Source organism: Hymenobacter canadensis (assembly GCF_027359925.1).
GTDB classification, from domain to species: domain Bacteria; phylum Bacteroidota; class Bacteroidia; order Cytophagales; family Hymenobacteraceae; genus Hymenobacter; species Hymenobacter canadensis.
This window is the reverse complement of the sequence record NZ_CP114767.1, coordinates 4,225,116-4,238,099: the sequence shown is the minus strand read 5'-3', so window position 1 is coordinate 4,238,099 and position 12,984 is coordinate 4,225,116. Positions and strand designations below refer to the sequence as shown.

Annotated in this window: 13 protein-coding genes; 11 read left to right on the top strand and 2 right to left on the bottom strand. The window is 61.0% G+C overall.

The window, feature by feature from the left end; genetic code table 11:
- Nucleotides 1–176: 176 nt before the first annotated feature.
- Entirely contained in the window at nucleotides 177–1,940 is a 1,764-nt protein-coding gene (aspS, locus tag O3303_RS18060; RefSeq protein WP_269559764.1) for an aspartate--tRNA ligase, read from the bottom strand.
- A 317-nt stretch (nucleotides 1,941–2,257) separates the two neighbouring features.
- Between aspS and O3303_RS18055 the strand changes: the two genes are divergently transcribed.
- From O3303_RS18055 to O3303_RS18030, 6 genes are all read left to right on the top strand, one after another.
- Nucleotides 2,258–2,710, top strand: coding sequence for a hypothetical protein (locus tag O3303_RS18055; protein ID WP_269559763.1), 453 nt, complete (start codon nucleotides 2,258–2,260; stop codon nucleotides 2,708–2,710).
- Between the two features lie 190 nt (nucleotides 2,711–2,900).
- Nucleotides 2,901–3,467 (top strand): hypothetical protein, encoded by a 567-nt coding sequence (locus O3303_RS18050; protein ID WP_269559762.1) that lies wholly within the window; start codon nucleotides 2,901–2,903, stop codon nucleotides 3,465–3,467.
- A 170-nt stretch (nucleotides 3,468–3,637) separates the two neighbouring features.
- Complete coding sequence (locus O3303_RS18045) at nucleotides 3,638–4,084, top strand: nucleoside deaminase (protein WP_269559761.1); 447 nt, start codon at nucleotides 3,638–3,640, stop codon at nucleotides 4,082–4,084.
- 213 nt (nucleotides 4,085–4,297) lie between these two features.
- Entirely contained in the window at nucleotides 4,298–4,906 is a 609-nt protein-coding gene (locus O3303_RS18040; protein WP_269559760.1) for a superoxide dismutase, read from the top strand.
- Nucleotides 4,907–5,131: 225 nt separating this feature from the next.
- The gene (locus tag O3303_RS18035; RefSeq protein WP_269559759.1) at nucleotides 5,132–6,229 is read left to right on the top strand and encodes an alkene reductase; all 1,098 of its coding nucleotides are present in this window, start codon (nucleotides 5,132–5,134) and stop codon (nucleotides 6,227–6,229) included.
- Between the two features lie 202 nt (nucleotides 6,230–6,431).
- Nucleotides 6,432–7,721: a nucleoside permease gene (locus tag O3303_RS18030; protein ID WP_269559758.1), complete on the top strand. Its 1,290-nt coding sequence runs from the start codon at nucleotides 6,432–6,434 to the stop codon at nucleotides 7,719–7,721.
- A 172-nt stretch (nucleotides 7,722–7,893) separates the two neighbouring features.
- Here O3303_RS18030 and O3303_RS18025 read toward each other — a convergent pair whose 3' ends face one another.
- Complete coding sequence (locus O3303_RS18025) at nucleotides 7,894–8,313, bottom strand: nucleoside-diphosphate kinase (protein WP_269559757.1); 420 nt, start codon at nucleotides 8,311–8,313, stop codon at nucleotides 7,894–7,896.
- A 371-nt stretch (nucleotides 8,314–8,684) separates the two neighbouring features.
- Between O3303_RS18025 and O3303_RS18020 the strand changes: the two genes are divergently transcribed.
- The 5 genes from O3303_RS18020 to O3303_RS18000 all read left to right on the top strand — a co-directional run bounded on the left by O3303_RS18020 (nucleotide 8,685) and on the right by O3303_RS18000 (nucleotide 12,935).
- Nucleotides 8,685–9,728 carry a DHH family phosphoesterase gene (locus tag O3303_RS18020; RefSeq protein WP_269559756.1) on the top strand — a complete coding sequence of 348 codons (1,044 nt, stop codon included), beginning with the start codon at nucleotides 8,685–8,687 and terminating at the stop codon, nucleotides 9,726–9,728.
- 37 nt (nucleotides 9,729–9,765) lie between these two features.
- On the top strand, nucleotides 9,766–10,752 hold the full coding sequence (locus O3303_RS18015) for an FKBP-type peptidyl-prolyl cis-trans isomerase (RefSeq protein ID WP_269559755.1): 987 nt from the start codon (nucleotides 9,766–9,768) through the stop codon (nucleotides 10,750–10,752).
- A 61-nt stretch (nucleotides 10,753–10,813) separates the two neighbouring features.
- The gene (locus tag O3303_RS18010) at nucleotides 10,814–11,395 is read left to right on the top strand and encodes an FKBP-type peptidyl-prolyl cis-trans isomerase (RefSeq protein WP_269559754.1); all 582 of its coding nucleotides are present in this window, start codon (nucleotides 10,814–10,816) and stop codon (nucleotides 11,393–11,395) included.
- A 14-nt stretch (nucleotides 11,396–11,409) separates the two neighbouring features.
- Nucleotides 11,410–11,880 (top strand): FKBP-type peptidyl-prolyl cis-trans isomerase, encoded by a 471-nt coding sequence (locus O3303_RS18005; RefSeq protein ID WP_269559753.1) that lies wholly within the window; start codon nucleotides 11,410–11,412, stop codon nucleotides 11,878–11,880.
- 101 nt (nucleotides 11,881–11,981) lie between these two features.
- Nucleotides 11,982–12,935 (top strand): FKBP-type peptidyl-prolyl cis-trans isomerase, encoded by a 954-nt coding sequence (locus tag O3303_RS18000; protein ID WP_269559752.1) that lies wholly within the window; start codon nucleotides 11,982–11,984, stop codon nucleotides 12,933–12,935.
- Nucleotides 12,936–12,984 lie beyond the last annotated feature (49 nt).

The following is a 12,984-nucleotide window of genomic DNA, read 5'->3' as shown; positions in this document are numbered from 1 at the left end:
CACTTCGCGAGGCGCTCGAGCCACAGGGAATTACTCTCCCTAACGACTCGGGTGCTTCGCGAAGTGGAACCACCTGTAACGCGAAGTTCCACTTCGCGAGGCAACCGAACTGCAGTGGATTACTCTCCCTAACGACTCGGGCGCTTCGCGAAGTGGAACTTCGCGTTACATCAGGCTTACTTTCCTACCACATCGGTTTTGATGCTCAGTTCCTTTAGCTGCGCGCCCGAAATCTGCGAGGGCGAGTCAATCATGACGTCGCGGCCGGAGTTGTTTTTGGGGAAGGCGATGAAGTCGCGGATGGAGTCGGCGCCGCCGAAGAGGCTGCAGAGGCGGTCGAAACCGAAGGCAATGCCGCCGTGCGGAGGCGCGCCGTACTCAAAGGCGTCGAGCAGGAAGCCGAACTGCGCTTTGGCTTCGTCGTCGGAGAAGCCCAGCAGGCTGAACATGCGGGCTTGCACCACGCGGTCGTGGATGCGGATGGAGCCGCCGCCCACTTCCACGCCGTTAATCACCATGTCGTAGGCGTTGGCTCGCACTTCGCCGATGGTGTCGGGCGAGTCGAGCAGGGCCACGTCTTCGGGCTTGGGCGAGGTGAAGGGGTGGTGCATGGCGAAGTAGCGGCCTTCCTCCTCGATGTACTCGAGCAGGGGGAAATCGACCACCCACAGCGCCGAGAAAGTGTCTTTGTCACGCAGGCCGAGGCGCTGGCCCATTTCCAGGCGCAATTCGCTCAGCGCCTTGCGGGTCTTGTTCGGCTCGCCGGCCAGGATGAGCAGCAAGTCGCCGGGCTGGGCGTTGAAGGCGGCTTTCCACTGCTGCAGCTGCTCCTGGCCGTAGAACTTATCCACCGACGATTTTACGGAGCCATCGGCTTCCACGCGGGCGTAAATCAGGCCAGTCGCGCCAATCTGCGGGCGTTTTACGTACTCGGTCAGCTCGTCGAGTTGCTTGCGGGTGTAGCTGGCCGCGCCGGTGGCGCAGATGCCCACCACCAGCCCGGCGGCCTCGAACACCGGGAAGCCGTGGCCCTTGGCCACGTCGTTCAGTTCCACGAACTTCATTTCGAAGCGCGTGTCGGGCTTGTCGTTGCCATAGAAGCGCATGGCGTCCTGGTAGGTCATGCGGGGCAGCGTCCCGATTTCCAGGTTCTTCACCTCGCGGAACAGGTACTGCACCAGCCCTTCGAAGGTGTTGAGGATGTCTTCCTGGTCCACAAACGACATTTCGCAGTCAATCTGGGTGAATTCGGGCTGGCGGTCGGCGCGCAGGTCTTCGTCGCGGAAGCACTTCACAATCTGGAAGTACCGGTCGAAGCCCGACACCATCAGCAGCTGCTTGAACGTCTGGGGGCTCTGGGGCAGGGCGTAGAACTCGCCGGGGTTCATGCGGGACGGCACCACGAAGTCGCGGGCACCTTCGGGCGTGCTTTTGATGAGCACCGGCGTTTCCACTTCGATGAACTCCTGGCCGTCGAGGTAGCGGCGGGTGGCCTGGGCCACGCGGTGGCGCAGCATCAGGTTCTGGCGCACGGGGGCGCGGCGCAAATCGAGGTAGCGGTACTTCATCCGCAGGTCGTCGCCGCCGTCGGTGTCGTCCTCAATCAGGAAGGGGGGCAGCTTGGCGGGGTTCAGCACGTTAAGCTGCTCCACCCGGATTTCGATGCCGCCGGTGGGCATCTTGTCGTTTTTGGAGTGGCGCTCGGCCACTTTGCCGGTCACCGAGAGCACAAACTCGCGGCCCAGCTGGCGGGCCTGCTCGCGCACATCGGCGGTTTCCACGCCTTCTTCCAGGGCCAGCTGGGTGAGGCCGTACCGGTCGCGCAGATCCACCCACAGAATGCCGCCTTTGTCGCGGGTGCGCTGCACCCAGCCGCAGAGCGTGACGGTTTGGCCAATGTGTTCGGGGCGAAGTTCGCCGCAGGTGTGGGTCCGGAGCATGTTGTCTTAGTGCTTAGTGCTTAGGGCTTAGTACTTAGGCTACCAGGTGTGGGCTTGGGCTCTAAACGCAGCCTAAGCACCAAGCACTAAGCACCAAGCACTAAACTATAGAGGCGAAGGTAACCAGTAAAATCAGGAGAAGGAGAGAAATTCGTGTGCCGCAGTGTGACAAAAGGCAGGTTGAATTGGGGTTAACAGCTGATTTCAGCCCTTGCAGTGGCATTTGCGTACCGTTGCAGTAAGTTCGGCACGGAGTATGCAAACTGCCACTCCACAATCGTTCTGCATCTGCTCCAACTCTTCATTTTTTGCTTGCCATGAAACGCCCTGTACTGCTCGCGCTGGCCGCCACGCTCCTCTCCTTTTCGGCCGCGCAGGCCCAGACCAAGGTAAAAACCAAAGCCAAGGCCGCCGATGGCACCGAGGTAAAAACCAAGTCGGACGTGGAGCCAGTGACGCTTTCCGGCCCCATCAAGCGCGTCGAAACGCTGTCGGGCATCGACGTATTTCCGGCTTCCAGCGGCCAGAGCATCATGCTCAGCTTCACGCAGCAGTTCACCAAGCCCGGCACGCTGGTGATGACCAACTACAAAAAGCAGCCCGTGTACACCATGGCGCTGGACCCGCAGAACAACACCGGCGAGCCGGTAGACCTGGGCCGCATTCCGGCCGGCACCTACCTCATCGAGGCCAAAACCGGCAACTACGTGTACTGGAAGAGCGTCCGCATCAAGTATCCGTCGGCGCCGGTGTCCAAGAAGCGCCGCTAGCAGGCGCTGTCATTCCGACGCAGGAGGAATCTGGGTTATAACTGTCTCACCGACGTTAAGCCAGATTCCTCCTGCGTCGGAATGACAAGTGCTTAGCACCTCTTTTGCAGGCTCCGGAGTCGTTGTGGCTTCGGAGCCTTGTGTTATCCCGCCGGCCGTCGGCGGGGGTTCCGTCGTACCTTTGCGCCCTATGAAAATCCCTGCTCGTTTCCTGCGCCTGGCGCCGCTGCTGCTGGCGGTGCTGCTGCTGGCCGCCTTTGCCGCGCCCAAACTCAAGAAGACCGTCATCACCAAAAATCTCACGGTGGGCGTGCCCGAGGGCTTTCAGGCCCTGCCCGACGATGGTATTGCGGTGAAGTATCCGTCGCCGCGCAAGCCGCTGGCCGTGTTCAGCAACAACAGCGGCCGCGTCGATTTCAGCGTGGCCCAGAAGCCCAGCACCTTCACCAGCCGCGACTACGCCCTGCTGCTCAAGATCTACAAAGCCAGCATCCAGAACATGTACTCGAAGGTGGAATTCCTGTCCGAGGACATCCGCACAATCAACAAGCGCGACTTCGTGGCCCTGGAGTTCGTCTCGACCGTGGCCGACACCCGCCGCACCAGCAACCTCGCCCCCATCCGCCGCTACCAGATGGTGCAGTACACCATCACCGGCGACCAGCTCACGGTGTTCACCTTCGTGGCCCCCGCCGAAGAGCAGCCCCAGTGGCAGCCCACCGCCCGCGCCGTGATGAACAGCATTGTGATGAAGTAACCTGGCACGTCATGCAGAGGCGCAGCCGAAGCATCTCGCCTGCGTGGTAATCCAGTCATTCCGAGCTTGCCGAGGAATCTCGCTGGTGTAGCAATCAATAGCAGTACAACGTCAGCACGCGAGATGCTTCGGCTGCACCTCTGCATGACGTTCTTTCTCATTTCCACCGAATGCCCCTTTCCATCTACTCCGACGACCACTACATGCGCGAGGCCCTGAAGCAGGCGCGCTACGCGTTTGACGAGGAGGAAATTCCGATTGGGGCCGTGGTGGTACTCGATGGGCAGATTATTGCGCGGGCCTACAACCAGACCGAGAAGCTGCGCGACGTGACGGCCCACGCCGAAATGCTGGCCCTGACGGCCGCCGCCAACCACCTCGGCAACAAATACCTCACCGACTGCACGCTCTACGTGACCGTGGAGCCCTGCGTGATGTGCGCCGGCGCCACCGCCTGGGCCCAGCTGCGGCGCGTGGTGTACGGCGCCGAGGAGCCCAAATTCGGGTACCGCCGCCACGGCCAGCTGCTGCACCCCAAAGCCGAAGTGGTGCCCGGCGTGCTGGCCGACGAGTGCGGCAGCCTCATGCGCGAGTTCTTCGCCCGGAAGCGGAAATAGGCTACTTTTGGCCGCCGCCGTAACCCTACGCGGGCTGCGGCGGTTTTAGTGTCGTACGCGTACCAAAGAACGTCATGCTGAGCTTGCCGAAGCACCTCTACCGCTTCGTTCTCACGATTGAGTTAGCCTGCGGTACAGATGCTTCGGCAAGCTCAGCATGACGGCCTGATTTCCAACTCTCTCCTTTTCACCCCCAATCAAACCCCTACTACTATGGCTTTCGAACTGCCCAAACTGCCCTACGACTACGCCGCCCTGGAGCCGCACATTGATGCGCAAACCATGGAAATCCACCATAGCAAGCACCACCAGGCCTACGTTACCAACCTTAACAATGCCGTAGCCGGCACGGAGCTGGAAGGCAAGAGCATCGAAGATTTGATGCAGAACATTGCCTCGGCTCCGGCCGCGGTGCGCAACAACGGCGGTGGCCACTGGAACCACTCCTTCTTCTGGCAGATCCTCGGCCCGAACGGCGGCGGTGAGCCAACGGGTGCCGTAGGCGAAGCCATCATGAAGGCGTTCGGCAGCTACGAGAAGTTCAAGGAAGAATTCACGAAAGCCGCCACCACGCGCTTCGGCTCGGGCTGGGCCTGGCTGTGCAAGCAGGCCGACGGCTCGGTGGCTATTTCCTCGACGCCCAACCAGGACAACCCGCTGATGCCCGACACCGGCATCAAAGGCACGCCGCTGCTGGGCCTCGACGTGTGGGAACACGCCTACTACCTCAAGTACCAGAACCGCCGTCCCGACTACGTGGCCGCCTTCTACAACGCCATCAACTGGGATGAGGTAAACAAGCGCTTCGCCGAAGCCGCCTAAGTAGCGCAAGCTGCACCGCGAAAATCCGTTTCGCGACGAGCAAAACGAGTTTCTGAGAGCTGGCGCAAACTGCGCCGGTGCCCCGGATACTCGCTTCGCTCGTCGCGAAACGGATTTTCGCGTTACCGCCGCAGGCTTGCCGCAGTTCTTTTGCTCCTGGCAAAACCTTTTTGCCTGAATTACGCTTTAGGAGCAGTTCATGTACCTACATTGATTTTTCGCCCTATGGCTTCCAAACTTCTTTCCTCGGCCCAGCTGGGCTCGCTCACGCTTGAGAACCACCTCGCCATGGCGCCTATGACGCGCGCCCGCTCGCTGGCCAACGTGCCCGGCCCACTGGTGGCTGAGTACTACGCCCAGCGCGCCACGGCTGGCCTCATCATCACCGAAGGCACCTCGCCCTCGGCCAACGGCCTGGGCTACGCCCGCATTCCCGGCCTGTTCAGCCAGGAGCAGGTAGCCGGCTGGAAGCTGACCACCGACGCCGTGCACGCCAAAGGCGGCAAGATTTTCGTGCAGTTCATGCACACCGGCCGGGTATCGCACCCCCTCAACATGCCCGAAGGCACCGAAATGGTGGCCCCCTCGGCAATCGCCGCCGCCGGCGACATGTGGACCGACCAGCAGCAGATGCAGCCCCAGCCCACGCCCCGCGCCCTCACGACCGAGGAAGTAAAAGGACTAGTGCAGGATTTCGCGAAGGCGGCCAAGCTGGCTGTTGAGGCTGGTTTTGATGGCGTGGAGCTGCACGCTGCCAACGGCTATCTGCTCGAGCAGTTCCTCAACCCCCACAGCAACCAGCGCACCGACGAGTACGGTGGCAGCCTGGAAAACCGCGCCCGCTTCGTGCTGGAAGTAGCCGATGCTACGGTCGCTGCCATCGGGGCCGAGCGCACCGGCATCCGCCTCTCGCCTTGGAGCACGTTCAACGATATGGCCCTCGCCGACGACATCGACGCGCTGTATGAGTACCTGGCCACCGAGCTGCAGCAGCGCAATCTGGTGTACCTGCACCTGATCAACCAGGAAAACCCGAAGTGCGCCGCGACCATCGACAGCTTGCGGGCCAAGTTCACCAACACCCTCATCCTGTGCGGCGGCTACAACGCCGAGCAGGCGGAAGCTGAGTTGGAAAAAGGCCGCGCTGACCTCGTAGCCTTCGGCCGCGACTACATCAGCAACCCCGACCTGGCCGAGCGCTTCGAGCAGCACGCGCCCCTCACCCCCGGTGACCAGAGCACGTTCTACGCCCCTGGCCCCGAGGGCTTCCACCAAGGCTACACCGACTATCCAACCCTAGCCGAAAAGCCAGCCCAGGCGTAGTCGGCAGCAGCTGCCTGCTAATTTCTGAAGCCCTCCGGTCAGTTTGGCCGGAGGGCTTTTTGCTGTCCGGAAAGACGCCGCAAGCCGCTACGGCGGGTATAAACGCGGCGTAACCCAGAGCTGGTGCCCCATTTCCCCGGATAGATTTCTCTATCTTTAGGTTCAAAATTGTGTTCCCCCTACTTTTCCCCATCCCATTGGCATGAGTACCAAGTTGCGGCTCATTATTCTGAGCTTTCTACAGTTTTTTATCTGGGGTTCGTGGCTGATAACCATTGGGGCGTACTGGTTCCAGACCAAGCAGTGGTCGGGGTCCGAGTTTGGGGCCATTTTCTCCACCATGGGCATTGCGTCCATCTTCATGCCCTCGCTCATGGGCATCGTGGCCGATAAATGGATGAATGCTGAGAAGCTCTACGGCATCCTGCACATCCTGGGCGGCGTGGTCCTGTGCACCATCCCGATGGTAGCCGACCCGAGCACCTTCTTCTGGGTGATTCTGCTGAACATGATTTTCTACATGCCCACGCTGGCCCTCAGCATTGCCGTCTCGTACTCGGTGCTCAAGCGCCAGGGCCTGGATGTGGTAAAGGATTACCCGCCCATCCGGGTGTGGGGCACCATCGGCTTCATCGTGGCCATGTGGACGGTGAGTCTGCTGGGTTTCGAGAAGTCGGCCAGCCAGTTTTACATTGCTGCCGCCGCGGCATTTGCGCTGGGCATCTACTCCTTCACGCTGCCAGCCTGCCCGCCCACGGCCAAAGACACGCCCAGCCGCTCGCTGGTGGACGTGCTCGGCCTGAAGTCGTTTGCGTTGCTGCGTGACACCAAGATGCTCACCTTCTTCCTGTTCGCCTTGCTGCTGGGTGCAGCCCTGCAGCTCACCAACGCCTACGGCGACACCTTCCTGCACGATTTCGACAAAGTTCCGGCCTACAAAGACACGTTTGCCGTGAAGTACCCGGCCATCATCATGTCCATCTCGCAGGTGTCGGAAACGCTGTTCATTCTGGCTATTCCGTTCTTTTTGCGCCGCTTTGGCATCAAGCAGGTGATGCTGTTCAGCATGATTGCCTGGGTGCTGCGCTTCGGCCTGCTGGCCTACGGCACTCCGGATCAGCCCGGCATCTGGCTGATTGTGCTGTCCTGCATCGTCTACGGCATGGCCTTCGACTTCTTCAATATTTCCGGCTCGCTGTTCGTGGAAACCCAGACGGCCTCTTCCATCCGGGCCAGCGCGCAGGGCCTGTTCATGATGATGACCAACGGCTTCGGCGCGGTGCTGGGCAGCTCGGTCAGCGGCGTGGTTATCGAGAAGTACTTCACCGCCGCCGACGGCGTAACCAAGGACTGGCACGGCATCTGGCTCGCTTTTGCCGCTTACGCCCTGATTATTGCGGTGCTGTTCGTTATCCTGTTCAAGCACACCCACAACCCGCAGGAAGTGGCCGCCACCGAGCACCCCGAGCCGCTGCTGGCCACCGAAGTCTAGCCGGAGCTGCTCACTTAGCATTAAAAGAGCATAAAAACAGTCTGTTTTCAGTACAACAAAAAACCCGCCCTGCGCAATGCAGGGCGGGTTTTTTGTTGATTTTCGGCATTAGCACGAAACGCTGTTCACAAAATCCGTGAAATCCGCTTAAATCCGTGCTAATCCGTGATCCTTAGAACTGCTCGTCGGCTGCGAAGTAAAAGTCGCCTTCGATCTGGGCGTTTTCGTCGGAGTCGGAACCGTGTACGGCGTTGGCTTCGATGCTCTTGGCGTACTTCTTCCGGATGGTACCTTCGGCGGCTTGGGCCGGGTTGGTAGCGCCAATCAGGGTGCGGAAGTCAGCCACGGCGTTGTCCTTCTCCAGGATAGCAGCCACGATGGGGCCCGACGACATGTACGACACCAGGTCGTTGTAGAAGGGGCGCTCGTTGTGAACTTCGTAGAATTTGCCGGCGCGCTCAGCCGTCAGCAGCACTTTTTTCAGTGCCACGATGCGGAAGCCGCCTTCCTCAATCATGCTCAGGATGCCACCGATGTGGTTGTCCTGGGTGGCATCGGGCTTAATCATGGTGAACGTGCGGTTCGTAGCCATTGGGTCTTTATCGTTAGGGGTGAAGAAAATTGCGTTCAGCAAAGCGCCAAAGCGTTTGCGGCCACAAAAGTAGCGGGATTTGCCCGCAATAATGTGGCCGGCGCCGAAATGTGCTCGGCCCCGAAAAATAATCGGGGCGCCGGGCGCGGCATTTCCGGCCTTCTTCAACCCGCCCAAAAACCACCGTGCCGGACGCAGCCGCGCTATTTGGCCGGCGCGCCACCCACCGATTGCGGCAGTTGCGCTTATTTCCTCCGACCTTCGGCGCACTAAACCCGGGGGCGTGTTGTTGGAACCCGGATTATTTCCGACTTTTGCCGCCTTTGTACGCGGCCTAAACCACCGAAATTCAGTCACCTACCCCGTAGGCAATGTCCACAATATCTGAGTTAAAGGAGTTGCTGTCGCAGCCCCGGCAGGTCTTCATCACCACCCACCACAAGCCCGACGCCGATGCCCTGGGCTCGTCGCTGGGGCTGGCGGGCTACCTGCGTAAAAAAGGTCATTCCGTGACGGTTGTGACGCCTTCCGACTACCCCAACTTCCTGGCCTGGATGCCCGGCAACGAGGAAGTAGTGGTGTATGAGCGCCGCGAAAACGATGCCCAGGTGCGCGACATCATCAACGCCGCCGAGGTGCTGTTCTGCCTGGACTTTTCCTGCCTGGGCCGCATCAACGAGATGGGCGAGTACATCCGCCACGCCCCCGGCACCAAGGTGCTCATCGACCACCACCAGGAGCCCGAGGCCTTTGCCGACCTCGACTACTCCAACTCCAGCGCCGCCGCCACGGCCGAGCTGGTGTTTGAGGTGATCCGCGACTTGGGCGACCAGGACCTGATCGACAAGGGCATCGGCGAGTGCCTGTACGCGGGCATCATGACCGATACGGGCTCGTTCCGGCACCCCAGCACCTCGCGCAACGTGCACCTGATCATTGCCGAACTGCTCAACGCCGGCATCAACCTCTCCGACGTGCACCGCCGCATCTACGACTCGCACTCCGAGCAGCGGTTGCGCTTCCTGGGCTTCGTGCTGAAGGACAAGCTCACAGTGCTGCGCGAGTACAACACGGCCTACATTGCCATCACCCAGGCCGAGCTCAAGGAGTACGACTCCAAAACCGGCGACACCGAGGGCCTCGTCAACTTTGCGCTCAGCATCGAGGGCATCGTGTTTGCGGCGGTGATGATTGACCGCGGGCAGGCCATCAAGATTTCATTCCGCTCCGTGGGCGACTTCTCGGTGAGCAGCTTCTCGCGCGACCATTTCCAGGGCGGCGGCCACCACAACGCCGCTGGCGGCATCAGTTACGAGCGACTGGAGCCCACCGTGCAACGTTTCCTCGGGTTATTGCCTCAATACCAAAACCGACTGGTGACGGCCCCGCTGGCAGTTGCGCCGCCTTCCGCGTAACTTGCCTGAAATTTCCTCTTCACCCCTTCTCTGCTTCATGCAATTGCATCGCAACATTCTGAGCCTGGCCCTGGCGGCCGGCATCCTGGGCCTGGCTTCCTGCAACAAAGGCGGCGGCGACTTTGCCAAGACCAAAACGGGCATCGAGTACAAGCTCTTCAAAAACGACGGCGGCACGAAATATTCGGCCCGCGAAATCGGCCCCGATGGCGACGCTACCTACAAGGACCGCCTGGGCAAAATCCTGGCCCTGGACGTAGAATATCGTTCGTACAAGGACTCGGTGCTGTTCAACTCGCGCAAGCAGCAGGGCATTCCGATGCGCATTGAGCTGCAGGAGCTGAAAGTGAAAGGCGGCCTGGAAGAGGCGCTGTCGTTGCTGCAGCCCGGCGACTCAGGCGTGTTCCGCTTCAACGTGGACACCATCTTCGCCAAGAGCTTCCGCCAGCCGGTGCCGGTGTTCATGAAGCCGATGCCGGGCAAAGACGGCAAGGCTAGCACGGAGCCAGTCTACATGACCATGTTCGTGAAGGCCCAGAAGCTGCAGACTAAAGATGAAGCCCAGGCCGACCAGCAGAAAATGATGATGGAGCAGCAGCAGAAAATGGCTGCCCACGCAGAAGAGCAGTTGAAGAAGGACGACGCGATTCTGCAGGAATACGTGAAGAAAAACAACCTCACCATGCAGAAAGACGCTTCGGGCGTGTACTACATGGTAACCAAGCCCGGCACCGGCCCCAAGCCGAAAGCCGGCCAGACGGTTTCGGTGCTCTACAAAGGCTCGCTGCTGGATGGCAAAGTGTTCGACTCGTCGGAGAAAATGGGCAACAAGCCGATTGACTTCCCGATTGGCGTAGGCCAGGTGATTCCGGGCTGGGACAAAGCTATTCCGCTGCTGGCCAAAGGCAGCAAAGCCACGCTGCTGATTCCGTCGTCGTTGGCCTATGGCCAGCGCGGCGCCGGTGCCGACATCCCCGCCGACGCGCCCCTTCGCTTCGACGTGGAGTTGGTGGACGTGAAGTAAAGTTTCCGGCCGCGGCTGGCTTCGGCCGCGGCTTTTTACCCTTTTTTAGTTGCGTACGCATATGAAACTCGGATTCAAAAACTCGGTGCTGGTGCGCGTGGCAGCCCTGTTGCTGGCCGTAGCCGCCCCAGCCCTTTCGGGCTGCGACAGTACGGATTTCGCCCAGGAGCAGGAAGACCGCCAGAACGAGTTCAAGGTGAAGGATGATGCCGTGATTCAGGCGTACCTGACGCGCAAAGGCATCACGGCCGGCGACGGCGTGAACCAGTACACCCGCCTCAGCGACGCCGACAACAACGGTCTGTATCTGGTAAAGCTGAGTGACGGCCCGGTCACCAATGCCCTTATTACCAACGGCAAGCAGGTAGACATCAAGTACATCGGCCGCTTCCTGCGCGAAACCAACGAGACGACTGTTTTCGACAACTCCACCGATCAGCGCGTACCCTGCGGCTGCTTCAGCGTGACGGTAGGCGCCGGCCAGGTAATCAAGGGCTGGGACCAGGGCCTGCTGAAAATGCGCAAAGGCGACCGGAAGCTGATGTTGATTCCTTCGTACTTAGCCTATGGCCAGACGGGCCGCGGCACCATTCCCGGTGATGAGCCGCTGCTCTTCGACATGGAGGTGCTGGAAGTTCGGTAGTATTTCCTTTTGATATGCGCCCAATTCGAAGCATTCTGCTGCTGAGTTGCTGGCTGTTTTCGGCGGTAGCGTGGGCCCAGACGGGCCCGGCTACCGCCGATTCGCTTTCCAGCCTTGCCACCCCGCCCGCCAACAGCCTCGCCACTACCGGCGGCGTGCGCTACGTAGTGCTGCAGCCCGGCAGCGGCGCGCCCTCCACCCGCGTAGCCGTGTACTACCAAGGCTTTCTGCCCGATGGCCGGATATTCGACAGCACGCTGGCTCCCGCCAAGCCCTTGCGCCTGCGCGTGGGGCGCGGCGAGGTTATCCGGGGCTGGGACGAGCTGCTGGGTCTGCTGCCGCCCGGCAGCCGCGTGCGGGCCTGGATTCCGGCCCGCCTCGCCTACGGCTCCCAGGGCGTCCGCCATCCCGACGACGATTCCCGCTACCTGATTCCGCCCGATACCGACTTGCGGTTCGATATTGAGCTGCTGCCGGCCAGATAGTGCTGCAGCACGAACTTCAGTCCGTAGCCCGAACCAGTGCCGCAGTACTGCCGGGCTACGGACTGAAGTCCGTGCCACATTTCTTCTCTTTCCTCGTGACTATGGTTCGTTTGATTTATTGTTTGCTGCTCCTACTGCCGGGCCTGGTGGCGGCCACGCCCCAGCAAGGCACGCCTGCACCGTTCGGGCGCACGCCTTCAGGCATCGAATACCGCATCTACCGCCTGCAAAACGGCCGCTACACGCTCCGCACCGACGTGGTGGCGGCCGGCGACACGGCCTACGCCCGCCGCATCGGCAAGGTGCTGTCGGCGCACATGCAGTACCGGACCGGCAAAGATTCGGTGCTGTTCAGCTCTCGAAAGCAGCTGCGCACGGCCCTGCTGCTGCCGCTGCCCGAGGTGAAAATCAAGGGCGGAATCGAGGAGGCCGTTGCCCTGCTGCAGCCCGGCGACTCGGCCACATTCCGGTTTCAGGCCGATTCGGTGTTTCGCAAGTCGTTCCGGCAGCCGGTTCCGCCGCCCGTGCGCGCCGGCGGCAACGTGCTGGTGCTGCTGGTGAAGGCCAACAAGGTTCTGACGGCCGAACAAGCCCGCGCCGAGCAGATCCGACTGGCCGAAGAAGCCAAGAAAAAGGAAGCCGCCGAAGCCAGCCAGCGCCTCACCAAGGACATTGCCGCCATCCAGGCCTACGCCGCACGCAACAAGCTGGTGCTGCTGAAAACGCCTGGCGGCACGCACTACGTCATCACCAAGCCCGGCACCGGCGCTAAACCCCTGAAAGGCCAGACCGTGTCGGTGCTCTACAAAGGCGCCCTGCTCAGCGGCAAGGTCTTCGACTCGTCGGAGAAGAACGGCGGCCAGCCCATCGAGTTTCCGATTGGCGTAGGCCAGGTGATTCCGGGCTGGGACCAAGCTATTCCGCTGCTGCCCAAAGGCAGCAAAGCCATCCTGCTCATCCCCTCAGCCCAGGCCTACGGCTCCCGCGGCGCCGGCCCCGACATCCCACCCCACTCCATCCTGCGCTTCGACGTGGAGCTGGTGGATAAGAAGTAATGAATATCTGTCATCCTGAGCTTGCGAAGGAGCTTATCACGTCTGGTTT

Bases quoted from the DNA above. Each gene is read 5' to 3' on its own strand.
- aspS (WP_269559764.1), bottom strand. From the start codon at position 1,940: ATGCTCCGGACCCACACCTGCGGCGAACTTCGCCCCGAACACATTGGC.
- O3303_RS18010 (WP_269559754.1), top strand. From the start codon at position 10,814: ATGAAACTCGGATTCAAAAACTCGGTGCTGGTGCGCGTGGCAGCCCTG.
- O3303_RS18015 (WP_269559755.1), top strand. From the start codon at position 9,766: ATGCAATTGCATCGCAACATTCTGAGCCTGGCCCTGGCGGCCGGCATC.
- O3303_RS18055 (WP_269559763.1), top strand. From the start codon at position 2,258: ATGAAACGCCCTGTACTGCTCGCGCTGGCCGCCACGCTCCTCTCCTTT.
- O3303_RS18035 (WP_269559759.1), top strand. From the start codon at position 5,132: ATGGCTTCCAAACTTCTTTCCTCGGCCCAGCTGGGCTCGCTCACGCTT.
- O3303_RS18030 (WP_269559758.1), top strand. From the start codon at position 6,432: ATGAGTACCAAGTTGCGGCTCATTATTCTGAGCTTTCTACAGTTTTTT.
- O3303_RS18005 (WP_269559753.1), top strand. From the start codon at position 11,410: ATGCGCCCAATTCGAAGCATTCTGCTGCTGAGTTGCTGGCTGTTTTCG.
- O3303_RS18040 (WP_269559760.1), top strand. From the start codon at position 4,298: ATGGCTTTCGAACTGCCCAAACTGCCCTACGACTACGCCGCCCTGGAG.
- O3303_RS18045 (WP_269559761.1), top strand. From the start codon at position 3,638: ATGCCCCTTTCCATCTACTCCGACGACCACTACATGCGCGAGGCCCTG.
- O3303_RS18025 (WP_269559757.1), bottom strand. From the start codon at position 8,313: ATGGCTACGAACCGCACGTTCACCATGATTAAGCCCGATGCCACCCAG.
- O3303_RS18000 (WP_269559752.1), top strand. From the start codon at position 11,982: ATGGTTCGTTTGATTTATTGTTTGCTGCTCCTACTGCCGGGCCTGGTG.
- O3303_RS18020 (WP_269559756.1), top strand. From the start codon at position 8,685: ATGTCCACAATATCTGAGTTAAAGGAGTTGCTGTCGCAGCCCCGGCAG.
- O3303_RS18050 (WP_269559762.1), top strand. From the start codon at position 2,901: ATGAAAATCCCTGCTCGTTTCCTGCGCCTGGCGCCGCTGCTGCTGGCG.